This window comes from Streptomyces sp. CC224B (genome assembly GCF_030010595.1).
Classification (GTDB): Bacteria; Actinomycetota; Actinomycetes; order Streptomycetales; family Streptomycetaceae; genus Streptomyces; species Streptomyces longispororuber.
The window spans coordinates 1-23,157 of the sequence record NZ_JASCXL010000113.1 but is presented as its reverse complement, the minus strand read 5'-3'; the positions used below and the strand labels follow the sequence as shown (position 1 = coordinate 23,157).

Here is a 23,157-nt window from a genome sequence, read left to right as displayed (position 1 = left end):
CGGCACTTGCTGACGGTTTGCGCAGTTCAAGCGGGAATGTCGCTATCTGAAGGAGTAAGTAAAAACGCACCACCGCTCGCCTAAAAGGCCAGGTGACGACCTGTGGTCCCCGCGCGTGCGGGGGTGGTCCCTGCCCCCCAAGGTCCAGCAATAAGCTGAAGGCAGTGGTCCCCGCGCGTGCGGGGACCACCGTCATCGACGGGAACCCTGGGCAGTTCCGCGAGGACGGATGTCAGCACGGAAGGTTGGAAGGTGGTCCTGTTGCTGAGGGTTCCTCGGCAGGCCGCCTCCCGGGAAGGAGCCGGAGCTTGCCGGTGACGGCCAGTTTCCGTGGGCGGCAGTCGTCAGTTGCGGATGCAGCGGCCTGTGAAGCGGCCGTTGTCGTAGTACTCGGGCCAGCGCAGTGCGTAGCTCGTTGTGGGGCCGAAGATGCCGTCGGCGGGGATGCCTGCCCTGCGTTGGGCCGCTTGCAGGGCCTTCTTCGTGGCGGGGCCGAAGGTCATGTCGACGGTGATCCTCGCGCCGTAGCAGCGGCGCAGGCCGGCCTGGAGCGCCTTGACGCCCAGCATGCGGTGGCCCTGCTTGAGGAGGCAGGTGTAGTTGCCGGGGCGGATGCCCGGTCGGACCATGTAGCCGTCGTCCGTTGGCTGGTTGATGGCGTACTCGCACAGGGGTAGGCGTGCCGTGGACAAGGGGTCGGCTGCCGCCGCCGTCGGTGCGGTGAGGAGTCCCGCGCCGAGAGCGGCGGCGGTCAGGGCCGTGAGGTGTTTGGTGCGCATGGCGTCCCTTCGGTGTGCTGCCGGCAGAAGACGTGCGACCAGCAGTGCACCGTCCGCCGCGTTGTCCCGCAGCTCCCGGGGCCGTGCGGGACAAACGTCGCCTCCAGCAACAGACCTCACGGCCTCGCTCAGCGCCGGGTCAGGCGGCGTGCCAGTGGCTCGGGCAGGGGCTCCGTGTGTAGGACTCCCAGGTGTTGTGTGGCCCGGGTCAGGGCCACGTACAAGTCGCTGGGCTCGTAGTGCGTGGGTTCGAGCACCAGGACCGTGTCGAACTCCAGGCCCTTCGTCTGGCGGGGGTCGAGGAGGACCACCGGGCGGGTCAGGTCGGGCTCCTCGCCGGCGGTGACTCCGTCGAGGGCCGGTGCGAGGGTCGCGTGCAGCGCGCGCGGGGCGATGACCGCGAGGCGTCCCTCCCCGGCGGGGGTGTCGGCGACGGCCTTGGCGACCTCGGCCGGGAGGTCGTCCGGGGCGACGTGCCGGGCCCAGGGCTCGGCCCCGGTGGCCCGCACGGAGCGCGGCGGCTCGAAGCCGGGCCTCCCCGCCGCGCGCGGCACCTCCGCCGCCACGGCCATGATCTCCGCGGGCGTACGGTAGTTGACCCCGAGCCGGGTGAACTCCCAGCGGTCCTCGACGTACGGCGCCAGGATGTCGGCCCAGGAGCCCACTCCCCCGGCCTCCGCCGTCTGCGCGGGGTCGCCGACGAGGGTCATGGAGCGGGTGGGGCAGCGCCGCATGAGCAGCCGCCAGGCCATCGCCGACAGCTCCTGCGCCTCGTCGACGACGATGTGCCCGAACGCCCAGGTCCGGTCGGCGGCGGCCCGCTCGGCGGCGCTGCGGTGGTCGGCCTCCTCGTGCCGCTCGGCCATGCGCTCGGCGTCGATGATGTCGTGGGCGAGCAGGACCTCGGAGCCGTCCGGGTCGCTCTCCTCCTTGTCCTCGAACTCGTACGTCCGCGAGGCGTACGACACGTCGAGCACGCCCTGCGCGTACGCGACCTGCCGCTGCCGCTCGGCCTCCGCGCGGGCGAGGGCCGCGCTGTCGTCCTTGCCGAGCAGTTCGGCGGCCTCGTCGAGGAGCGGCACGTCGGCGGGCGTCCAGGCTGCGCCGGGTTCGCGGCGTACGGCGGCGGCGTCCGCGTCGGACACGTACGCGGGCTCGCGCAGGTAGTCGGCGACGAAGCCCTGCGGCGTGAGCGTCGGCCACAGCTCCTCGATCGCCGCGTGCACCTCGGCGGCGGCCGCGATGCCCTTGCCGATCTGGGCGATGTCGTCGGGCCCGAGGAAGTTGGGCCCGCCGTACGGGTCGTGCCCGATGCGCTCGGCGAGCTGCCGGGTGAGCGCGTCGATGACGTGGAAGGCGAAGGTGGGCCGCGCCAGGTTGTGCGGCAGCCGGGTCTCGCGGGCGGCGGCCCGCGCCTCGTAGGCGATCTCCCAGTCGAGGACCAGGTCGCCGTCGTCGTGCTCGATGACGACCGGCGCGCCGGGCTCCGGCAGCCGCTGCCGGTCCTCAAGGGCCCGCTTGAGTACGTCGGCCATCGCCGCGCGGCCCTTCACCTCCGCGGCGGCGGGCGTGTCCGTGCCGGTCGCGGTGACGCCGGGGAACAGCTCGCCGAGGGAGGCGAGCATGACGCCGGTCTCGCCGAGGGCGGGCAGCACGTCGCCGATGTAGCCGAGGAACGCCGGGTTCGGCCCGACGATCAGCACGGCCCGCTTGGCGAGCTGCTCGCGGTGCGCGTACAGCAGGTAGGCGGCGCGGTGCAGCGCGACCACGGTCTTGCCCGTGCCGGGGCCGCCCTCGACGACGAGGACGCCCTGGTGCGGAGCGCGGATGATGCGGTCCTGCTCGGCCTGGATGGTCTGCACGATGTCCTGCATGCGGCCGGTGCGCGCGGAGTTGAGCGCGGCGAGCAGGACCTCGTCGGCGTCGGCGCCCTCGTGCCCGGTGCGGGTGGCGTCGGACAGGTCGAGGATCTCGTCGTGCAGGCCGGTGACCTCGCGGCCCTCGGTGCTGATGTGCCGCCGTCTGCGCAGGCCCATGGGGGTGTGCCCGGTGGCGAGGTAGAAGGGCCGGGCGACCTCCGCGCGCCAGTCGACGACCAGCGGGGTGCGCTCGGCGTCGGACGCGCGGATGCCGATCCGCCCGATGTGGTGGTCACGGCCGTCGCGGAACACGAGCCGGCCGAAGCACAGCCCGTTCTCGCCCGCGTCGAGGGCGGCGAGCAGGCCGGACCGCTCCGCCACCAGTACGTCGCGCTCGAGGCGCGCCTGGAGGCCGTTGCCGACCTGCTCCAGCGACGCGCGCACGGCGGACTCGGCCTCCGCGCGCAGCGCGTCGAGGCGCGCGTACAGCCCGGAGACGAATTGCTGCTCTTCCCGCAATTCCTCGGTTGACAATTCAGCCCCTCGCCAGTTACAGTGCTCGTATAAAGATTCCCGCGATTCCCGTGCGCCCAATTGCGCAGGGCTTTGCGAAAGAATCCACTATACGCAGAGAAAAGCCCCGGACGTCAACGTGTCCGGGGCTTTTCTCTTACTCGGCGGTTCCCTGCTCGACGGCTCCCCCGCTCTACGGCTCCCTACCCGACGGCTCCCCGCTCGACGGCCGCGCTCAGAGCACGCCCGCCCCGGCCAGGTCCGCCTTCAGCCTCCGCTTCGCCCGCGCGCCCACGCTCTGCCACACCGGCTCACCGTCGCGGAACACCATCAGCGTCGGCATGGAGAGCACGCCGTACGCCACCGGTGTCTCCGGATTGCGGTCGACATCCAGCTGTACCACTTTCAGCCGCTCCGCCTCCTCCGCGGCGAGGTCGGCGAGGACCGGGGCGAGCTGCCGGCACGGCCCGCACCACTCCGCCGTGAACTGCACGAGCACCGGCCGTTCCCCGCCGAGCACCTCGTATCCGAAATCCGCGTCCGTGACCTCGCTGACGCCCTCGGCCCGTATCGCGCTCATCCGCTCATCCCCTTCAGTTCGCACCGCGGCTCCGGACCGCCCGGAGCACCGGCATCGGCGGCCAGCTCGGCCATCGCCCGCTCGGCCCGCGCGAGCTGCGCGCCGACCTGGTCCCGCACCGCGCCCAGCTCGCCGATCAGCGCGTCGAGCTCGGCCAGCTTGCGGCGGTAGACGGCGACCGACGCCGGGCAGGAGTCGCCCGCCGGGTGCCCGGAGCGCAGGCACTCCACGAACGGGCGGGTCTCCTCCAGCTCGAAGCCGAAGTCCTGGAGCGTCCTGATCTGCTCCAGGAGCCGGACGTCGCCCTCGTCGTACGTGCGGTGGCCGTTGCCGTCGCGCCGCGCGGGCAGCAGCCCGCGCGACTCGTAGTACCGCAAGGTCCGCGTGGTCGTCCCCACGCGGGCCGCGAGTTCGCCGATGCGCATACCGCGACGGTAGACGTTGACGTCGGGGTCAAGGCCAGCGGTGCCGGACGGAGGCCTCAAGGGCAGCGGTGCGGGGCGGGGCCTCAGGGCTTGCGGACGGCTTCCACCGTCGAGGTCCAGCTGTCGCCGCCGTGGCCGAGCGCGACGCCGCGCCGGGCGACCGCGCGGGCGGCGCGCAGCACCGAGGCGTCGAGGCCGCGGTGCTCCGCGGCGTGCACGATGTGGTCGATGCCGGCCACCTCCATGGCGAGGTTGCCCTGCTCGCCCGGGTAGCGGCCGGCGTCGATCTCGGCGGCCGTCTCGTCCACGAACGACTGGACGAGACCGGCGTTGGCCTTGAGGTACGGCGCGACGGCCGCGGCCGGGACGCCGTCCGCCGTGGCCAGGGCGAAGGCGTGCACCAGGCCCGACATCGCGGTCCAGAAGTAGTCGAGCAGCGACAGGTCGTAGAGGGCGGCGAGGCCGTGGTCCTCGCCGACGTACGTGGTGTGGCCGCCGAGGGCCTTCAGGGCCTTCTCGTGCTGCTCGTACGCGGCCCGCGGGCCCGAGTGGAACAGCAGCGCGTCGGGCGTGCCGACGACGGTCGTGGGCACCATCACCGCGCCGTCCAGGTAGGCGATGCCCTCCTTCGCCGCCCACGCCGCCGCCTCGCGGGCGCGCTCGGGGGTGTCGGAGGTGAGGTTCACCAGGGTGCGCCCGGCGAGGTCGGCGGCGAGCGGTTCGAGAATCGCCTGCGAGGCCTCGTAGTCGACGACGCAGACGACGACCAGGTCGCTCGCGCGCACGGCCTCGGCGGCGCTCGCCGCCCGGGTGGCTCCCCGGGCGACCAGGTCCTCGCCCTTGCCCGCCGAGCGGTTCCAGACGGTGGTGGGGTGGCCGGCGGAGAGGAAGGCTCCGGCGAGGGCCTGCCCCATCGCGCCGAGGCCGATGACGGTGACGGAGCTCTTGGGTGCGGAAGGCGTGCCGGGCTGGGCGGGATGCGTGTCGTTGGGCATGCCTCCATGCTTGAGGAGCACGTGCGCGGCCACAAGTACCAACTATTTGGTCAGGTACTCACCAAAGAGTAAGCATGGGCGGTGGGTTCGTACTCCTGGGTGCCCGCCGACTCCAGCGCGAGCGCGGCCAGGGCGCAGCCGAGCCGGGCCGAGCGGTCGTCGGGCCAGCCCCAGGCGTGGCCCGCGAGGAAGCCGGCCCGGAAGGCGTCGCCCGCCCCGGTCGGGTCGGCGACGCGCCCCACGGGCACGGCGGGCACGTGCGCCGGCGGCCGGCCCGCGCGGGCGAGGGTCACGCCGTCCGCGCCGCGCGTGGTGATCCACGTGCCGACCTGGCGCAGCACCTCCTCCTCGGTCCAGCCGGTGCGCTCGCGCAGCAGGGCGGCCTCATACGCGTTGGAGAACAGCAGGGCGGCGCCCGCCACAAGGCGACGGGTCTGCTCGGTGTCCAGCCGGGCGAGCTGCTGCGAGGGGTCGGCGGCGAACGGGACGCCCAGGGTCCGGCAGGCCTCGGTGTGCCGGACCATGGCCTCGGGGTCGTCGGCGCCGATGTGGACGAGGCGGAACCGCCCGGCGCGCGCGAGCAGCGCGGCCAGGTCGATGGCGCGGGCCTCGGCCATGGCCCCGGCGTAGAAGGTGGCGATCTGGTTCTGGTCGCGGTCGGTGGTGCAGACGAACCGGGCCGTGTGACGGGTGGGGCTGATGTGGACGCCCGAGGTGTCCACGCCGAGCGCGCGCAGCCGCGCCGCCTGCTCGGCGTAGTCCCGCCCGGCCGCCCCGACGAGCAGCGGGTTGAGCCCCACCTTGCCGAGGCCGAAGGCGATGTTGGCGCCGACCCCGCCCTGGCGCACCTGGAGGTCGTCGGCGAGGAAGGACAGCGAGACCCGGTCGAGCTGGTCGGGGAGCAGCTGCTCGGCGAACCGGCCCGGGTAGGTCAGCAGGTGGTCCGTGGCGAGGGAGCCGGTGACGGCGATCCGGACGCCGATGTCCCAGGCGGCGGTCACGTCACACCCCCGCGGCGGAGCGCAGCGCGGCCACGCGGTCGGTGCGCTCCCAGGTGAAGTCCGGCAGCTCGCGGCCGAAGTGGCCGTACGCGGAGGTCTGCGCGTACACGGGGCGCAGCAGGTCCAGGTCGCGGATGAGGGCGGCCGGGCGCAGGTCGAACACCTCGGTGACGGCCCGTTCGATGCGGGCCTGGGAGGCCGTGGCGGTGCCGAAGGTCTCCACGAGCAGGCCGACCGGGTCGGCCTTGCCGATCGCGTAGGCGACCTGTACCTCGCAGCGCCGGGCGAGCCCCGCGGCGACCACGTTCTTGGCCACCCAGCGCATCGCGTAGGCCGCCGAGCGGTCCACCTTGGAGGGGTCCTTGCCGGAGAAGGCGCCGCCGCCGTGGCGGGCCATGCCGCCGTAGGTGTCGATGATGATCTTCCGACCGGTGAGGCCCGCGTCGCCCATCGGCCCGCCGATCTCGAACCGTCCGGTGGGGTTGACGAGCAGGCGGTAGCCCTCCACCGCCAACTCCAGCTCCTGGGCGCCGAGTTCCTCCAGGACGTGGTCGACGACGAACTTGCGGATGTCCGGGACGAGCAGGCCCTGCAGGTCGACGTCGGCCGCGTGCTGGGAGGAGACGACGACGGTGTCCAGGCGCACCGGGCGGCTGCCCTCGTACTCGATGGTGACCTGCGTCTTGCCGTCGGGGCGGAGGTACGGCACGACGCCGTCCTTGCGGACCTCGGTGAGGCGGCGCGCGAGGCGGTGCGCGAGCTGGATGGGCAGCGGCATCAGGGCGGGTGTCTCGTCGGTGGCGTAGCCGAACATCAGGCCCTGGTCGCCCGCGCCGCCGGTGTCCACGCCCTGGGCGATGTCGGGCGACTGGGCGCCGAGCGACACCGTCACGCCGCAGGTCGCGCCGTCGAAGCCCTTCGCGGAGGCGTCGTAGCCGATGTCCACGACGGCGTCGCGGACGAGTTGGGCGACGGGGACGTACGCGGTGGTGGTGACTTCCCCGGCGACGTGCACCAGGCCGGTGGTGACGAGGGTCTCCACCGCCACCCGGGAGGCGGGGTCCTGGGCGAGCAGCGCGTCGAGGACGGTGTCGCTGATCCGGTCGGCGATCTTGTCGGGGTGGCCCTCGGTGACGGACTCCGAGGTGAACAGGCGTCGGGGCATGGGCTCGGCCCTTTCTGGGACAGGTCGGACGTTCGGCGGGTGGGACGGGCGGCGGACGGAATGGGCGGTGGACGGGATGGGCGGCGGACGGAATGGGCGGTGGACGGGACGGGCGGCGGACGGGACGGGCGGTGTGGTCACAGCCACGCGGTGGCGGCGCCGAGCAGCAGCAGGTTGCAGGCGCCCTGGGCGAGTGCGCAGGCGAGGGCCGAGCCGGTGGCGGCGCGGACCAGGCCGAGGGCCAGGCCCATGAGGAAGACGGACGGGAGGAGGCCGCAGACGACCTTCCAGTTGAGCGGGTTGAGGCCGTAGTCCCCGAGGTGGACGGCGGCCCACCCGGCGGCCGTGGTGACGACGGCGGTGTAGGTGCCGCGGCGCACCTCGACGGCCCGGTAGAGGACGCCGCGGTAGCAGACCTCCTCGACGAGCGGTACGAGCACGCCGAGCGCGAGGACCATGGCGGCCACGTCGGCCCAGGGCGCTCCGGGCACCATGCCCTCGAACAGCTTGGGCATCCAGGTGGTCCAGTTGTCGTCGCCGTGCCCGAAGGCGTCGCGGGTGGCGAGGAACGTCTGCCCGTACACCACCGCGACCAGCGCGGTGCCGAGGACGGCGGGCAGCACCGGGAAGCCGCGCACCCCGGCGTCGGCCCACCGGTCGCGGGGCAGGACGAGGAGCACGGCGGCGCTCAGGGCGACGGAGAGCACCATCACCGGGAAGGTGAAGGCGCCGGCGACGCGGACCGCCGCGAGCACCGCGAACAGCGCGGCGGCGGAGGCGACGGGGCTGGCCGCGTGGTGCAGGCGCAGCCGGTCCAGGCGGCCCGGGCGGGCCGCCGTCGGGGCGGTGGCGGGCGGCATCCGCGTCACCCCGCCGGTGCCTTGTGGAGGCGGTGGCGCGCGCGGCCGAAGCTCGGCAGCCACCAGTTGTACTTGCGCAGCAGGAGCAGCGTGGCCGGGACGAACAGCATGCGGATGACGGTGGCGTCGAGCAGCACGGCCAGGCCGAGCCCGGCGCCGTACTCCTGGAGCATCAGCGTCGAGGACAGCGCCATGGTGCCGAGGCTGCCGGCCATGACGAGCCCGGCGGCGTTGATGACGCGGCCGGTGTCGACGACGGCCCGCATGGTCGCCTCCTCCTGGCTCAGCCCGCTGCGCAGCAGGTCGCGGACGCGGGTGACCAGGAAGATCTCGTAGTCCATGCCGAGCCCCATCATCAGGACGGTGAGGAAGATCGGCAGGTCGTCGATGACGGCCTCGCCCCGCCAGTGGTGGAAGATCAGCACGGTGAGCCCGACGGCCCAGACGTTGCTGAGCATGATGGTGGCGATCAGCCGCAGCGGTACGAGCAGCGACCGCAGCGTGACCATCAGCATCACGAAGACGCCGACGCTGACCAGGACGACCATCTGCCAGAAGCTGGTGCGCAGGGCGGCGCTGTACTGCCGGTCGACCTGGGTGGTGCCGCCGATCTCCAGCGCGGCGACCTCGCGCCCCGCGCCGTCGGCGACGCGCTCCACGCGGCGTACGGTGTCGGCCGCCTCCTCGGAGTACGGGTCGTCGTCGAGGGCGACGACGAAGCGCACGGTGCCGTCGCGGGCGACGTAGTCCTCGCCGACGGAGGGGCCCGCCGCGGCGAGCTGTGCCGCGGACCACTGCTTGCCGTACGGGTGGGTGGCGGAGTCGACGGAGGCGACGCCGGGCACGTCCGCGAGGCGCTCGGTGAGGCGGTCGACGGCGGCCCGGCCCTCGTCGGTGAGGCGCCCGTCCTCGACGACGCCGGGCGCGGCGCGGCCGAGCGCGACCGTCGGCATGACGGCGGCGTCGCCCCACCGGTCCGCGACGGTGGCGAAGCCCTCCCGGGAGTCGGTGGCGGGGCTGAGCGCGACCGGGTCCGACGTGGACCGGTGGGAGGCCACGAGCAGGGCGAACGGGACGGTCGCGGCGAGGAACACGAGCACGATCGCCACCTTGCGGCGCTTGGCGAACTCGGCGGTGCGGCGCAGGTGTCCGCCCATCGCGCCGGTGTGCTCCATGTCGGCCAGCGGGTTGCGGCCGAGGGCGAAGAACCGGTCGCCGAGCAGCACAAGCAGGCAGGGCGTGAGCGTGAGCGCGGCGGCGAGCACGATGGGGATGCCGATGAGCCCGCCGTAGCCGAGCGGCGGGATCCAGTCCACCGGCGAGAGCAGGGTCGCGCCGAAGGCGAGGGCCACGGCGAGGGCGGCGAGCAGCATGCTCTCGCCCGCGTGCACGGTGGCGTGCACGGCCGCGTCCCGGGGACCGCGGCCCGCGAGGCGTTCCTGCCGGTAGCGGGAGGACAGCAGCATGCTGTAGTCGACGCCCGCGCCGAGCATCACGAACGTCATGATGGTGACGGTGAACTGGGTGAGCGTCACCTGTTCGCCCAGCAGGCGCAGCGCGGCCTGGCTGACGTTCATCGACAAACCGATGACGGCGAGCGTGAGGACGGCGGGCACCACGGCGCGGAAGAACACCAGCAGGACGACGAGGATGATGCCGTAGGCCACCGTCTCCATCAGGGAGTTGTCGGCCTCCGACTTCTCGTACGTGTCGTGGATGAGCGCCAGCTCCCCGGTGACGTGCACCTCGGCGCCGCCGTCCGGGACGTGCTCGGCGAGCGCCTCCCCGGCGATCTCCCGCAGCCCCTCGACGTCCGGGTCGGCCCCGGCGGCCTCGGTGTAGCTGACGGACGCGACGGTGGCCCCGCCGTCGTCGGCGACGAGCCGGGCCACGGCGTCCTCGGGCACCGGCAGCGGGAAGCGCTTCCAGTCGCCGCGGGTGGCGACGTCGCCCGCGACGCGCCGTACGGCCCGGTCGTCGGGGGCGGTCGCCGCCTCGCGCGCGGCCCCGGCGAGGGCGGCGGGGACGCGGCCCGCCCGCACCTCCCGGTCCACGAAGCCGCGCGCGTCACCCGCCGCGCGCGCCTGTTTCCGTACGTCCTTCAGGAACGCGGCGGCCGTGTCCCGGTACAGCGTGTACGCGGACGAGGTGCGCTCCACGTCGCCGTCGGCGCGCAGCCGGGCGACCCGGGCGTCGAGGTCCGCGAGCAGGGCCCGGACGTCCGCGGCGCGCACGTCGGGGGCCTCGACGACGACGGTCACCTCGCGCTCGGAGCGGTGCGGGAAGGCCTTCTTCGTCAGCTCGTCGGCGCGGGCGCTGCCGGTGCCGGGCACGACCTTCGAGGCGCCCTGGTCGGTGAGCGCGTCGTCGAGCCCCAGGCCGTAGGGCGTGCACAGCGCGATGAGCACGGCCCACACCGCGAGCACGGTCTTCGGCCGCGCGGCGAGCCGCTCGGCGAAGCGGTGCAGGGCCCGCTGGACGGCTCCCCGGTCCGCGGCGGCCGGCGCGGCGGTGTCCTGGCCCGGCGGCGGGGTCGGCGCGGGCGGGTCGGCCGCCCGGGTCGGGTTCGTCATGCGACGCCGGCCTCCTCGCCGGCCCGGGCCCCGTGCCGGGCCGCGGCGGGCTTGGCCCCGGTGACGACCACGAAGGTGTGCTGGATCTCCAAGGTGCCGGTACGGGCGAGGAGGTCGGCGAGGGCCGCCTCGACGCGGTCCAGGACGAGCTGCTCGCGGCCGTTGTCCACGGCGGTCTTGAAGCCCGCCGCGGCGCCGGAGCGCTGCACCCACTCCAGGACGGCGGCCGGGGTGTGGGCGGGGATGACCTGGGCGCCGTCGCGCTGCCCGGTGACGGTGAGCCCGGCCTTGCCGAACCAGCGCGCCACCGTCGCCGCGTTCTTCGGCAGCGCGACCCGGATGAGGCTGGTGAGCAGCGACGGGTCGTCGGCGAAGACGCGCTCCAGGCCCTGGGTGAGGGCCTGGTGGGCGTCCGCGCGGGTCTCGATCACCAGGACGCGGCCGCCGGGCCGCAGCACCCGCTCGATCTCGGCGAGCAGCCGGGCGGGCTTGGTGTAGCAGATGGCCCAGCCGACGACGACCAGGTCGGCGCTGGCCGCGGGGAGCCGCCGGATGAAGGTGTCCATGTCGTCCACGGTCAGGCTCACGTCGAGCTCCGGCGCCAGTTCGACGAGCGGCCGCACCTTGTCCTTGGCGACCTGGAGCATCCCGGGCGACTTGTCGACGGCCCGCACGGAGCCGCGCCCGTCGAGCCGCCGCACGATCTCGGCGGTCAGGTGCCCGGTCCCGCAGGCGAGTTCCACGACCCGGTCACCGGGCCGGACGGGCACCTCGTCGAGCGCGGCGGTGGAGTGCTTGCCCATGACGGGGCTGAAGAAGGTGTCGTAGTCGGAGCTGGCGGCGTCGTAGTCGGCCGTGGGATCGGCGTGCGCGCGGTTCAGCGCGAGACGCAGGGCACGGGCGGCGAGACCGAGACGGGACATGAGGACCCCCAAGAAGACGATGAACCGAAGCCGGAAGGAAGGTGCGCCCCTTCCGGCACACGAGGACGACGACCGGAGGGATGTGCACCCTCCGGCACTTGCGGACGACAACCGGAGAGGAGCGACGCCCCACCCGGCGCCGACGGACAACGACCGGAAGGGAGTTGACACCCCACCCGGCATCTGCGGACGACAACCGGAAGCGGCAGGTACAGCCCGTCCGGCGTTTGAGGACGAGGCGCGGAGCGCCAAAAGAGGGGGGCGAGGGGCGCAGCCCCCTGTGGAGGTCCGCTCACCCCGCCCGGTACGGGCGAACTTCGCGGGCGAGCCACAGCAGCCCCACCGCGCAGGCCACCACCCCCACGGCCCCCCGGGCCTGCGGCAGCCAGCACACCCCGGCGAACCCCCCGGCCACGGACGCGGCCCCGCACAGCCAGACCCGGTGGCCCACCGACCGCCCCACTGGAACGAACGCTCTACCCACCGGCAACAGCAACGCCACGGCGTACGCCGCCGCCCCCGCACACAGGCACAGCGCCACGACCGCCGCCGCGGCGACGGTGCCCGCGCACAGCAGCCCCGTACCGAGGACGAGCAGCGCGGCACCGACCCCGGCGCGGGAGCCACCGACCCGAGGTCCCGCGCCGGACAGCGCGAGCCCCGTCCCCGCGCCGAGCGCGAGGCCCCAGCCGAGCAGGGTGAGGCGGGGCACGCCGGGCCCGCCCGCCGGGTCGAGGCAGGCCGCGGCGGACACCCCGGCCGCCCCCGCCGCGGCCACGAGCGCGAGCCCCGCTCCGGCGGCGGCGTTCACGCCACGCTCGCCGGCGAGGGCACCCGGTCCCCCGCCCGGCGCAGCTCGGGCTGGGCGGCGAGGGCGTCGACGACCCGGTCGAGCTGCGCGAGGGTGTGCGTGGCCATGTAGCTGGTCCGCAGCCGGGGCGAGGCGGCGGGCGGCAGCACGGGGTTGACGTACACGCCGGCGCGGATGAGGCGCTCCCAGACGGCGAGGGTGCTGACGGCGTCGGGCACCGGGACGGGGACGATCGGCGTGGTGCTGTCGCCGGTGCCGATCCCGGCCTCGGCGAGCCCGCGCCGCACGTGGTCGGCCTTGGCCCGCACGTCGGCCGCGAGGTGCGGTTCGGCGCGCAGGATGCGCAGCGCGGTGAGCGCGGCGGCGGTGCTCGAGGGGGTCATGGAGGCGCTGAACATCAGGCTGCGCGCCTTGTGCTTGAGGTAGTGGATGGCTTCCTCGCTGCCCGCGACGGCGCCGCCGAGGGACGCGAGGGACTTGCTGAACGTGACCGTGATCAGGTCCACCTGGTCGGTGAGGCCGAAGTGGGCGGCGGTGCCCCGGCCCTGGGCGAGGACGCCGAGGCCGTGGGCGTCGTCGACCAGCAGCCGGGCACCGTACGCGGCGCAGACGGCGGCGACGGCGGGCAGGTCGCAGATGTCTCCCTCCATCGAGTAGACGCCGTCGACGACGACGAGCCGGGCGGCGTCGTCCGGGAGGTGCTCCAGGGCCCGGCGCAGCCCCTCGGCGTCGTTGTGCGGGAAGCGGCGCACCTTCGCGCCGCTGAGGCGGCAGCCGTCGACGAGCGAGGCGTGGGCGTCGCGGTCGACGAGCACGTAGTCGCGGGGCGTGAGCAGACCGGCGAGGGCGCCGAGGTTGGCCTGGTAGCCGGTGGAGAGCACGAGGGCGGCGGGCTTGCCGAGGAAGGCGGCGAGCTCCCCCTCCAGTTCCTCGTGCAGATCGGTGTTGCCGTTGAGGAAGCGGGACCCGGTGCTCGAGCTGCCGTAGCGGTCGAGCGCGGCGCGGGCGGCGGCGTGCACACGGGGGTCGTTGGTGAGGCCCAGGTAGTTGTTCGAGCCGCACATGATCAGTTCGCGTCCGCTACGGCGGACGGTGGCGCCCTCCTGTCCGGCGAGGGGCAGGAAGTACGGGTAGAGACCGGCCTTCATCAGGTCGTTCGCCTCGGTATAACCCGCGAATCGGGAAAAGAGATCGGGCGGTTGCGATGCATTCAGCATTTATTTTCCTCTGTGAGTTCAGGCGCACACCGAGAGAAAATGAACAGATCATTCCGAGCGCTGTCCGGAAGTGCGCAGGATGTCCCGGGCACCGGGGCCGACTGCGCACGGGCAGGCGCGGAGGGCAGCCCCAAGAAGTGGCCGGTGCGACGGAAAGACGGCCTTGACCTGGGCGGACGTACCGCCCGGCAGGCAGCGACGAGTCCCCGGGCGCGGGCACGCCAGGGCCCGCCGACCGGTGAACACACAGAGCTAATACGCAGACATGTTGAACATTCAGCCCCCGATTGATGATCACCCTTGGCCACGATTCGTTGAACCGAATCAGCCAGCAACGGACTCTAGACAAGGCGCGAGGAATGCGTCAACAGACGACTGTAACGGGCGCGTCCCGGAAATGCAGAGTTAACGCTTCCGCTTCCCCTGGGGCCCCTCGGGAAAGGCCCGCCCCACGCTTCCGGCGCATGCTAGCCTGCATTCGACCGTCCGGACGGTCGGAAACTTCGGGAACGCCGGATTATAAAGATCGTCAGTGCGGGCAAGTGTAAAGATCGTCAATAAAGAATGCGGACCGGAAAAACGGGGTGACGTGTGCGCAACCGACTCCTGAACGCGGCCGAGAGGCTCCTGGTCAAGCAGGGGGTCGACGCCATCCGCCTGGACGCGGTCGCGGCCGAGGCCAAGGTCAGCAAGGGCGGCCTGCTCTACCACTTCCCGAGCAAACAGGCCCTCGTCCAGGGCGTCGTCGAGCGCCTGGTGGACCGCTTCGAGGCGGCCCTGCCGGGCCCGGAGGCGCCTGCGGGGGCTTACACCCGCGCCTGGCTCGACGCGTCGATCCCGGCCGAGGCCCCCGAGGGCGAGGCCACGCCCTCCGACTCGGTCCCGGTCGCGCTGCTCGCGGCGGCCAACGGCCCCGAGGTGCTCGACATCCTCCAGTCCCGCTACCGCGCCTGGCAGCGGCGGCTCGACGACGACGGCCTGCCGCCCGGCGTGGCCACGCTCGTCCGCATGGCCGTCGACGGCTGGTGGACCGCCCGGCTGCTCGGCCTCGCCGACCCCAAGGGCGAGGAACACCGCGCCCTGCGGCGGCTCGTCACCGGCCTGATCGACGCCGGAGCCGCGGACGGGCACGGCACCCGGCCCTCCGCCGAAACCGCCCCGGCCGACCGGCCCGGGGCCGCCCGAGAGACGGAGTCACGCTGATGGGACTCGCCCTGGTCGCCGGAGCCATCGTCTCCGAGATCGCCGCCACCCTCTCCCTGCGCGCCTCGCACGGCCTGACCCGGCTCGGCCCGAGCATCCTGGTCGTCGTCGGGTACGCCGCCGCGTTCGTCCTGCTCGCGCAGGCCCTGAAGACCCTGCACGTCGGCCCGGTGTACGCCGTCTGGTCCGGCCTCGGCACGGTGGGCGCGCTCGCGGGGGGCGTGCTCCTCTTCGACGAGAACGTCCGCATCGCCACGGTCGCCGGCGCCCTGCTCATCGTCGCCGGCGTGGCCGTGATGTACCTCGGCGGAGGCCTGGAGCACTGATGACCCAGGCCCCGGCACGCCCGCGCACCGCACCGCCGCACGACCAGGGCCTGCGGCCCGTCAAGGCCGCGATGCTGGTGACCGACCTGGCCTTCCTCCTGTACTGGAGCGTGGCCCTGCTCGGCCTCATCCCGGCGGCGTACGCGTACAAGGACTACGACGACCCGGTGATGAGCGACTGGAACTACTCGTTCCTGCCGCTGGACGTCGCGGCGAGCGCGACGGGGCTCGCGTCCCTGTACCTGTGCCGCCGCGAGCGCCGCACCGGCAGCCCGCACCGCACCGCCTGGCGCCCGCTCATGCTGGTCTCCCTCACCCTCACCAGCACGGCGGGCCTCCAGGCCGTCGTCTTCTGGGCGCTGCGCGGCGACTGGTCCCCGACGTGGTGGATCCCGAACCTGGCGCTGCTCCTCTTCCCCGTCCCCGCGATCGTCCGCCTGACGCGCCACGCGGCCACCGGCCCGCCGCCCGGCCGGCCGGCCGAGGAGTCCGTCACCTCAGCGGGCGGTACGAGGCCCTGAAGAAGGTGCCGCCGCCGTTCTCGCCGGGGCGCCCGGTGGGTCCGGCGGGCCCGCCGCGCCCCGCGTCCTCGAAGCCCGCGTCCAGGTCGAGCTCCGCGTCCGCGTCCGGATCCAGCTCGGCGTCCTCGTCCAGGTCCTCGTCGTCCGGTACGCCGAGCAGCCGCCGGGTCAACCGGTCGCGGTCGGCGAGGAGTTCGTCCAGGGCGGTCCGTACGTCCTCGGCCTCCGTGCGGTCCGCGTCGCGCTCGGCGGCGATGAGGACCGCGCGGCGCACCAGCTCCTTGGTGAAGGACGCCGTCGTGCCCTCCGTGCGCTCGACGACCTCCTCCGTGACGGCGTCGTCGAGGCCGAGCCCGCCGCCGTACAGGTCGAGCAGCCGGCGGCGGCCCGCCGCGTCCGGCAGCGGGATCTCCACGGCGAGGTCCACGCGCCCGGGGCGCTGGACGAGGGCGGGCTCCAGGAGGTCGGCGCGGTTGGTGGTGAGCAGGAAGGCCACGTCGGCGTCGTCGCCGAGGCCGTCCATCTCGTTCAGGACCTGGAAGAGCAGGGGCTGTTCGCCGTCGCCGAGGTCGCGGGACTCGGCGACGAGGTCGCAGTCCTCCAGGACGACGAGGGCGGGCTGGAGCATCCGGGCGAGCGCGCAGGCCGGGCCGATGGCCTCGATCGTGACGCCGGACAGCAGCACGACGGTGAAGTCCGGCAGGCCGGAGAGCAGATAGCGGACCGTGTGGGTCTTGCCGGTGCCCGGCGGCCCGTACAGGAGCAGCCCGCGGCGCAGGTGCTGGCCCGCCGCGCGCAGCCGCTCGCGCTGCCGGGCCACGCCCACGACGTGCCGCTCCACCCGGTCGAGGAGCCCGTCCGGCAGGACGATGCCGTCGCGGGTCAGCTCCGGGCGGCGGTGGAAGCGGAACGGGCCGATGCCGTCGTGGAAGTCGCCGCCCTCGAAGGACAGGATGCGGCCGCGGAAGACGTTGTGCGCGCGGATCAGCGCGTCGACCCCCGACAGCAGCCGCTTGGCGGTGTCCCGGCTCCGGGCCAGGACTTCGAGCTGGACCTTGTCGTGATCGTACTCGTCGCCCGGGCCGCGCAGCAGCACCACGTAGCGCTCCGTGTCGCCGTCCTCGGTGTGCTCCGTGCCGAGGTAGAACCCGAAGGAGACGCAGGCCAGCTCGGCGTCGGGCGAGACCTGGAGGTGCTGGTAGTCGACGGCGCCGACGACGAACCGGTCGTACCGGTCGGCCGTCTCCAGGATCTCGGAGAGCGTGTAGTGGCCGCGGTGCTCCGACCCGGTCATGCCGATCAGCTCGTACGCGCGGCCCTCGGCGGCGAACCAGCGCTCCAGGGCCAGGTGCACGTTCGGGTGGTCGTAGGGCGCGTACGCGGCCTTGACCACCGGGGCGTCGCCCGGCTCGAAGCCCAGGTGGCGGCGGAGCCGGGCGGTGAGGTCCCGCTCGCCCGCCCGGCCGTCGGGCTCCGGGCGGCGCGCCACGGCGTCGATGAACCGCGCGAACAGCTCCCCGACCCGCTCCAGCTCGGCCTGCTCGGCCCCGGCCGGGCCGTCGCCGCTGCCGCGTCCGGTGGCCGTGATCCGTGTGGTCATGGTGCCGCTCCCCGTGTGCCGCCGCCTCGTACGACGGCCTCGTACGACTGTTTCGTACCGGTGCCTGGGACGACTGCCTCGTACCGGCGCATCGTGCCCCCGCGCGCGACGGCACCGGCAGGTCAGGATTTCAGCGTGAAGGGGGACCAAGCGGGCGTCAACGTGTTTTCCCGGGGCCGGGTTCAGGAAATTGACGATGTACAGCCATTGACGCCCTTCCCGTACACAACTAAACAACTCTGAGAGCGCTCTCAGTCCCCACCCCGGCCCCGCACGGAGGTGCACGATGAGCACGACACCCCACCGCCCGCCGCACAGCCCGCCCCGCCGGGCGTCCGGCCGCCCGCCTCTCCCCCGGCTCACGAGGCGCCCCGGCCCCCTCCACGCCCTGCTCGCCGCCGTCGGGCTCCTGGCCGCGCTGCTCGCCCCCGGCGCGGCGCGGGCCGACGTCCCCCCGGCCCCCGGCTGGACGCTCCAGTGGAGCGACGACTTCACCGGCCCCGCCCGCGCGCTCCCCTCGGCCGCGAACTGGCAGGTCGACACCGGCCACAACTACCCCGGCGGGCCCGCGAACTGGGGCACCGGCGAGGTCCAGAACTACACCTCCTCCCCCGACAACCTGAGCCTGGACGGCACCGGCAACCTGCGCATCACGCCCCTGCGCGACGGCGCCGGGAACTGGACCTCCGGCCGCATCGAGTCCCGCCGCGCCGACTTCAAGGCCCCGGCGGGCGGCACCCTCGCCATCGAGGGCCGCATCCGGATGCCGGACGTCACCGGCGAGCAGGCGCTCGGCTACTGGCCCGCCTTCTGGGCGCTGGGCTCCCCGTACCGGGGCAACTACTGGAACTGGCCCGCCATCGGCGAGTTCGACGTGATGGAGAACGTCAACGGGATCAACTCCGTCTGGGGCGTGCTGCACTGCGGCGTGAACCCGGGCGGTCCCTGCGACGAGACGAACGGCATCGGCGCCAGCCGGGCCTGCCCGGGTGCCCCCTGCCAGTCGGCGTTCCACACGTACCGCTTCGAGTGGGACCGCGGCACGAGCCCGAACGTGCTGCGCTGGTACGTGGACGGGCAGCTCTTCCACAGCGTCGACGAGAACCGCGTCGGCGCCGCCGCGTGGCGGGACATGACCTCCCACGCCGGGTACTTCATCCTGCTCAACGTCGCGATGGGCGGCGGCTTCCCGGACGGCGTCGCGGGCCGCGCCACACCGGTCGCGGCCACCGTGCCCGGGCGGCCCATGCTCGTGGACTACGTGGCGGTGTGGACGCGCGGCGGGGGCGGCGGCCCCGGCACGCCCTCGATGCTGCACCTGCGCCCGGGCGGATCGCTGGGCCCGGCGGCGGCCGGGGCCTCGGCCGCCACGCTGACCTCGGCGGGAGGCGCCAACCACGACGGGACGCCGCACGCCCCGCAGACGTACACGGCGACCGGTGTCAGCGGCGCGTACAACGGCGGTACGACGACGTTCGACCTGTTCGTCGACGCCGGCACGGCGGTGGCCAACGGGCAGCAGGCCCGGGTGAGTTACGACCGCACGGGCGACGGGTCCTGGGACCGGGTGGAGACGTACGCCTACTTCGCCACCGACCCGGTACCGGGATACGAGCACTACACCCAGGCGCGGGGCCTGAAATCGGCCACCGGCGCCCACGGGACGCTGAGCGGCGGCACGGTCCGGGTGGAGGTCTGGAACGCCATCGGCACCGCCCCCAGCACCCTGGGCACCGGCAACCAGTCACTCGTACGGATCCCGTACGGGCCGTAGGCGTAGGGCCAGGGCACCGCGTGGCCGCGGTGCTCCCCGCCGGAGCCCTACGGGCGCCGCCGCCCCAGCTCCCACCGCACCCGCGCGCACACGGCGGCCACCGCCCCCGCGTCCGGCCCCGCGCCCTCGGCGACCATCGCCGCCTGGAGCGCGGGGCCGTGCGCGCCGTGCCGGTCGAGGTCGGCGGTGCGGGCGGGCTGGACCACGAAGTGCAGGTGGCCGGGGACCCGCCCGGCGTGCGACCACAGGCAGACGTACACCTGCAGTGGCTGTTCGAGCGCGCCTGACGAGAGGGCGGAACACCGAAAGCTCCCGTTCACCGGTGTCGTACCGGTGAACGGGAGCCCTGCCGTCCGCCCTGGCGGTCAGCGGCGCTCCGCCGCCTCCAGTTCGCGGTCCGCCTCCGGCGCGGCCCCCGCGCCGGTGCCGGTCGTCGCGCCCCGGCCCTTGCGGGGCAGCAGCAGCGCGACCACGACGGTCCCGATGCCGAGGACCACCGCGCCGACCAGGCTGGCGTGGGCCACCGCGTCCGAGAAGGAGACGCTCACCGCGTGCCGCATCTGCTCGGCGCCCTGGGCGAGTTCGGAGGCCTGCGCCTTCAGCTCGGCCGCCTTGCGCGGCGAGTCGCTGCCCGCGGCCTGCTCGGCGAGGCGGCGGGCCTGCTGGGCGATGCCCTGGGCGACGCCGCCGCCCGCGCCCACCGAGTCCTGCGCCTTCTCCAGGGCCGACGCCGGGAGCTTGCTGCCCGCCGTCTCCTCGGCGAGGCCGTCGGAGTACGAGGTGGCGAGGACCGAGCCGAGGACGGCGATGCCGAGCGAGCCGCCGAGTTCGAGCGAGGTGTCGTTGACGGCGCCGCCGACGCCCAGCTCCGACTCGGGGAAGGCGCCCATGATCGCGTCCGTGCAGGGCGAGACGGCGAAGCCCAGCGAGAGGCCGAGGAGGACGAGGGGCAGCACGAAGTCGCCGTACGAGGTCGAGGCGTCCGTCGCCGTCAGCAGGGCGAGCGCCGTGGTGCCGCCGACCATGCCCGCGGTGACCATGACCTTGTGGCCGAGCCGCGGCGTGAGGAAGCCGGTCAGCGCCGAGCCCACGAAGACGGCTCCGGCCAGCGGCAGCATCCGTACGCCCGTCTCCAGCGGGTTGTAATTGAGGACGAACTGGAGGTGCTGCGTCAGGTAGTAGAAGGCCCCGAACACCGCGACGAAGAAGAGCGCGACGGCGAGGTTGGAGCCGGAGAAGCCGCGCTCGGCGAACTTGCGGACGTCCAGGACGGGGCGCGGGTGGCGCAGCTCCCACAGGACGAAGAGGACGAGCCCGACGGCCGCGACCACGGCCGCGGTGACGGCGGCGGTGCCCCAGCCGAAGTTCGGCCCCTGGATGATCATGTAGATGAGCGCGCCGACCCAGATGACGGACAGCAGCCCGCCCACGTAGTCGATCTGCGCGGCCTTCGCGGCCTTGGACGGCGGTACGAGGACGAACGCGCCGACGACCGCGACGGCCGCGACGGGGATGTCGATGAGGAACGTCGACGCCCACCCGTAGTCCGCCAGGAGCACGCCCGCGATCAGCGGGCCCGCGGCGATGGCGATGCCGGACGTGGCCGCCCACAGCGTGATGGCCTTGGCGCGCTCCTCGCGCGGGAAGGTCGCCGCGAGCAGCGACAGCGTCGCGGGCATGATCATCGCCGCGCCCACGCCCATCGCGGCGCGCGAGGCGATGACGGCCGTGGAGCTGTCGGACAGCGCCCCTGCCCCGGCTCCGGCACTCAGCACGACGAGCCCGAGCACCAGGGCGCCCCGGCGGCTGTACTTGTCGCCGATCGCGCCGAACAGCAGCATCAGCGCGGCGTACGGAACGGTGTACGCGTCGATGACCCACTGCAGGTCGGAACTGCTCAGGCCCAGGTCGCGGGTCATGTCGGGGGCCGCGACCGTGAGCGCGGTGTTCGCCATGACGGCGATGAGCAGGCTCAGGCACAGCACGAGCAGCGCCCACCAGCGGCGGGCGTAGGGCCGGTCCATCCGCTCGACCGGCTCATTGATCAACAAGGGCATTGGCTCCACCCCTCGGTAGGTCTCCGGGACGCCGGCGGGCGCCTGGTGTTCCGCATAGCCGCGCTTCCGGCACCCATGCACGATCTTGCACAGGTGTGTGTAATTGCACAGCCATGTGCAATGTACTGCACGGCCGACGTCATTGCACAGCGGTGTGCAAGTAGGCCCGTGCGCGGCACAATGAGCCCCATGAGCCCTCGCACGAAGCCGACACCACCGCGCGCGGCGCCCGACCCCGCCGGGGACGGGACCGCCCGGAGCGCCGCGTCGGCCCGCGCCGACGCCAACCGGCGCCGCATCCTCGACGTCGCCTTCACCGAGCTGTCCCGGGACCCGGACGCGTCGATGGACCAGATCGCCCGCGCCGCCGGGGTGGTGCGCCGCACCGTCTACGGCCACTTCCCGAGCCGGGACGCGCTGGTCACGGCGCTGCTCGACGAGGCCGTCGAGGAGGTCCTGGCCGCGCACGCCGCCGCGTACGAGGGCGTCGACGACCCGCTGCGGGCCATCGCGGGCGCGATGCTCGGCGTCTGGCGCGTCACCGCCCCCTACCGCCTGCTGCTCTCCCTCGCGCAGCGCGCGGTCACGATGGAGGGCATCCGCGAACGCCTCGCCCCCATGCACGCGGCGGGCACCGAGATGATCAGCCGCGCCCAGGACGAGGGCCGCTTCACCACGACGCTGCCGCCGCGCGCGCTGGTGTACCTCCTCGAGAGCATCGTGTTCGGCTTGATGGAGGCGGTGAACGACGGCGTCCTGGAGCCGGAGGAGGCGGGCCCCGCGGCGGCGGCGACGTTCCTCACGGCAGCGGGCCTGCCGTCCGCCGAGGCGACCGCCGTGGTAGCGGACCTGGCATCAACGACGGCTCCTTGACGGCCAGTTGGCTCCCACTCCCCGACCGTCCGCGCATGAGTACCCGTACTCACTCCCCCTGGTGACCGAAACGGATCGGGTGCGCCCGCCGGGCCGCGTACCGTACACGTCGATCAAGGTGACGTTTTGCGGTGGCACACAGGGATCACGGGCGTGGAGCGCCCGGCGGGGAAAGGGGCACGCATGGCGTGGGAGGAGTGGGAGCAGCTCAAGTCCGACGTGGCCGCGCGGCACACCACGCGGATGCAACTGAACCAGACGGAGCCCGCGTCTCCGGGCGACTCCGGCACCCTGGTGTCGGACCGGCCGACGTGGGCGCGGGCGGGGCACGACGTCGGTTCGCTCCGTGAGGGCATCGGCAGGGCGCTCACCGCCCTCGCCGAGGGCCAGAACGGCGTCGGATCCGAGGGCGGGTGCCGAACGGCCGCCGCGCAGAAGGAGGTTCACGACTCCTGGCAGCGCTACGTCAAGAGCGTGAGCCGGCGGTGCGGGCGGATCGCGGGCCTGTTGGAGAAGGTCGGCAACGACCAGGTGCGGACCGACGAGGCCGTCATGGCCGAGATCGGCAGCCTGCGGGTGGCGTACGAGGACACGCCCGCGGTCGGCGGCGGCACCGGCGCGGGGCGGTGACCGGCCACCATGGACCTCGCGACGCTCAAGGCCCTGAAGCCGCGTGAGTACGCGGACGCGGCCGACGGATACCGCCGCACCTCGGAGATGGCGAACGCGGCACGCGACCGCATCGCGAGCCGGACGGTCGTCACCATGCGGAACGCGCTGGAGGGCAAGGCGGCGACGGCGGCCGTCGACCAGCTCACGGAGCTGGCGCAGAACTTCCACTACATCCAGACGGAGTGCGGCCTGATCGGCTCGGCCCTCGACGCGTTCGCGTACGAGATGGAAGCGGCGAAGCGGACCCTGGACGCGGGGGGGGGGGGGGGCGGCCCGGGCCCGCCCCCCCCCCGCCGCCCCCCGCGGGGGGCGGGGCCCCCCCCGCCCGGGGGGGGGGCGGGGGCCCCCGGCGGGCCCCGCCGAGCGTGAACGGGGCGGCGGCGACCCGGGCGGCGTCGAGCTCGGCGGCGCCCGCGACGCCCGCCGTGGG

General features: G+C 73.8%; 22 protein-coding genes. 7 read left to right on the top strand and 15 right to left on the bottom strand.

All coding sequences use genetic code 11. The features are described 5' to 3' along the window. Positions 1 to 344: 344 nt before the first annotated feature. From QK440_RS33000 to QK440_RS32945, 12 genes are all read right to left on the bottom strand, one after another. Positions 345 to 779 (bottom strand): peptidoglycan-binding domain-containing protein, encoded by a 435-nt coding sequence (locus tag QK440_RS33000; RefSeq protein ID WP_282796926.1) that lies wholly within the window; start codon positions 777 to 779, stop codon positions 345 to 347. A gap of 128 nt (positions 780 to 907) precedes the next feature. After that, positions 908 to 3,172, bottom strand: a complete 2,265-nt coding sequence (locus tag QK440_RS32995; protein ID WP_282796925.1) for a UvrD-helicase domain-containing protein — start codon at positions 3,170 to 3,172, stop codon at positions 908 to 910. Between the two features lie 214 nt (positions 3,173 to 3,386). Next, positions 3,387 to 3,731 carry a thioredoxin gene (gene trxA / locus QK440_RS32990; RefSeq protein ID WP_282796924.1) on the bottom strand — a complete coding sequence of 115 codons (345 nt, stop codon included), beginning with the start codon at positions 3,729 to 3,731 and terminating at the stop codon, positions 3,387 to 3,389. Continuing rightward, positions 3,728 to 4,156: a MerR family transcriptional regulator gene (locus QK440_RS32985; protein WP_282796923.1), complete on the bottom strand. Its 429-nt coding sequence runs from the start codon at positions 4,154 to 4,156 to the stop codon at positions 3,728 to 3,730. The genes trxA and QK440_RS32985 overlap by 4 nt, the downstream gene beginning before the upstream one ends. Before the next feature lie 83 nt (positions 4,157 to 4,239). Further along, positions 4,240 to 5,151: an NAD(P)-binding domain-containing protein gene (locus QK440_RS32980; RefSeq protein WP_282796922.1), complete on the bottom strand. Its 912-nt coding sequence runs from the start codon at positions 5,149 to 5,151 to the stop codon at positions 4,240 to 4,242. A 50-nt stretch (positions 5,152 to 5,201) separates the two neighbouring features. Beyond that, positions 5,202 to 6,152, bottom strand: a complete 951-nt coding sequence (locus tag QK440_RS32975; RefSeq protein WP_282796921.1) for a carbohydrate kinase family protein — start codon at positions 6,150 to 6,152, stop codon at positions 5,202 to 5,204. A gap of 1 nt (position 6,153) precedes the next feature. After that, positions 6,154 to 7,317 carry a methionine adenosyltransferase gene (gene metK, locus QK440_RS32970; RefSeq protein WP_282796920.1) on the bottom strand — a complete coding sequence of 388 codons (1,164 nt, stop codon included), beginning with the start codon at positions 7,315 to 7,317 and terminating at the stop codon, positions 6,154 to 6,156. 137 nt (positions 7,318 to 7,454) lie between these two features. After that, the gene (locus QK440_RS32965) at positions 7,455 to 8,177 is read right to left on the bottom strand and encodes a CPBP family intramembrane glutamic endopeptidase (protein WP_282796919.1); all 723 of its coding nucleotides are present in this window, start codon (positions 8,175 to 8,177) and stop codon (positions 7,455 to 7,457) included. A gap of 5 nt (positions 8,178 to 8,182) precedes the next feature. Continuing rightward, complete coding sequence (locus tag QK440_RS32960) at positions 8,183 to 10,750, bottom strand: MMPL family transporter (protein ID WP_282796918.1); 2,568 nt, start codon at positions 10,748 to 10,750, stop codon at positions 8,183 to 8,185. Next, on the bottom strand, positions 10,747 to 11,673 hold the full coding sequence (locus QK440_RS32955; RefSeq protein ID WP_282796917.1) for a methyltransferase domain-containing protein: 927 nt from the start codon (positions 11,671 to 11,673) through the stop codon (positions 10,747 to 10,749). The genes QK440_RS32960 and QK440_RS32955 overlap by 4 nt, the downstream gene beginning before the upstream one ends. Before the next feature lie 292 nt (positions 11,674 to 11,965). Continuing rightward, positions 11,966 to 12,484, bottom strand: coding sequence for a hypothetical protein (locus tag QK440_RS32950; RefSeq protein WP_282796916.1), 519 nt, complete (start codon positions 12,482 to 12,484; stop codon positions 11,966 to 11,968). Continuing rightward, positions 12,481 to 13,632 (bottom strand): 8-amino-7-oxononanoate synthase, encoded by a 1,152-nt coding sequence (locus tag QK440_RS32945; protein ID WP_282796915.1) that lies wholly within the window; start codon positions 13,630 to 13,632, stop codon positions 12,481 to 12,483. Before QK440_RS32945 ends, QK440_RS32950 begins: the two co-directional genes overlap by 4 nt. 660 nt (positions 13,633 to 14,292) lie before the next feature. Here QK440_RS32945 and QK440_RS32940 point away from each other — a divergent pair. Genes QK440_RS32940 through QK440_RS32930 form a run of 3 tightly spaced genes read left to right on the top strand, consistent with a single transcriptional unit; the run spans position 14,293 to position 15,751 of the window. Then, positions 14,293 to 14,904 carry a TetR/AcrR family transcriptional regulator gene (locus tag QK440_RS32940; RefSeq protein ID WP_282796914.1) on the top strand — a complete coding sequence of 204 codons (612 nt, stop codon included), beginning with the start codon at positions 14,293 to 14,295 and terminating at the stop codon, positions 14,902 to 14,904. Beyond that, positions 14,904 to 15,230, top strand: a complete 327-nt coding sequence (locus tag QK440_RS32935) for a multidrug efflux SMR transporter (protein WP_282796913.1) — start codon at positions 14,904 to 14,906, stop codon at positions 15,228 to 15,230. Before QK440_RS32940 ends, QK440_RS32935 begins: the two co-directional genes overlap by 1 nt. Next, complete coding sequence (locus tag QK440_RS32930; protein WP_282796912.1) at positions 15,230 to 15,751, top strand: DUF5360 family protein; 522 nt, start codon at positions 15,230 to 15,232, stop codon at positions 15,749 to 15,751. The genes QK440_RS32935 and QK440_RS32930 overlap by 1 nt, the downstream gene beginning before the upstream one ends. Here the strand turns inward: QK440_RS32930 and QK440_RS32925 are convergent. Beyond that, on the bottom strand, positions 15,723 to 17,351 hold the full coding sequence (locus QK440_RS32925) for an ATP-binding protein (RefSeq protein WP_282796911.1): 1,629 nt from the start codon (positions 17,349 to 17,351) through the stop codon (positions 15,723 to 15,725). The two genes, QK440_RS32930 and QK440_RS32925, sit on opposite strands and share 29 nt — an antisense overlap. A gap of 286 nt (positions 17,352 to 17,637) precedes the next feature. Between QK440_RS32925 and QK440_RS32920 the strand changes: the two genes are divergently transcribed. Beyond that, complete coding sequence (locus tag QK440_RS32920; protein ID WP_282796910.1) at positions 17,638 to 19,125, top strand: glycoside hydrolase family 16 protein; 1,488 nt, start codon at positions 17,638 to 17,640, stop codon at positions 19,123 to 19,125. Between the two features lie 47 nt (positions 19,126 to 19,172). On the opposite strand, the gene QK440_RS32915 is transcribed toward QK440_RS32920, so the two are convergent. Both QK440_RS32915 and QK440_RS32910 read right to left on the bottom strand, forming a co-directional pair. Then, the gene (locus QK440_RS32915; RefSeq protein ID WP_282796909.1) at positions 19,173 to 19,385 is read right to left on the bottom strand and encodes a hypothetical protein; all 213 of its coding nucleotides are present in this window, start codon (positions 19,383 to 19,385) and stop codon (positions 19,173 to 19,175) included. Positions 19,386 to 19,490: 105 nt separating this feature from the next. Beyond that, positions 19,491 to 21,182, bottom strand: a complete 1,692-nt coding sequence (locus QK440_RS32910; protein ID WP_282796908.1) for an MFS transporter — start codon at positions 21,180 to 21,182, stop codon at positions 19,491 to 19,493. 189 nt (positions 21,183 to 21,371) lie between these two features. Between QK440_RS32910 and QK440_RS32905 the strand changes: the two genes are divergently transcribed. The 3 genes from QK440_RS32905 to QK440_RS32895 all read left to right on the top strand — a co-directional run bounded on the left by QK440_RS32905 (position 21,372) and on the right by QK440_RS32895 (position 23,096). Beyond that, complete coding sequence (locus tag QK440_RS32905; RefSeq protein WP_282796907.1) at positions 21,372 to 22,055, top strand: TetR/AcrR family transcriptional regulator; 684 nt, start codon at positions 21,372 to 21,374, stop codon at positions 22,053 to 22,055. A 183-nt stretch (positions 22,056 to 22,238) separates the two neighbouring features. Next, on the top strand, positions 22,239 to 22,685 hold the full coding sequence (locus QK440_RS32900; protein ID WP_282796906.1) for a hypothetical protein: 447 nt from the start codon (positions 22,239 to 22,241) through the stop codon (positions 22,683 to 22,685). Positions 22,686 to 22,694: 9 nt separating this feature from the next. Continuing rightward, positions 22,695 to 23,096: a hypothetical protein gene (locus QK440_RS32895; protein ID WP_282796905.1), complete on the top strand. Its 402-nt coding sequence runs from the start codon at positions 22,695 to 22,697 to the stop codon at positions 23,094 to 23,096. Positions 23,097 to 23,157: the final 61 nt, after the last annotated feature.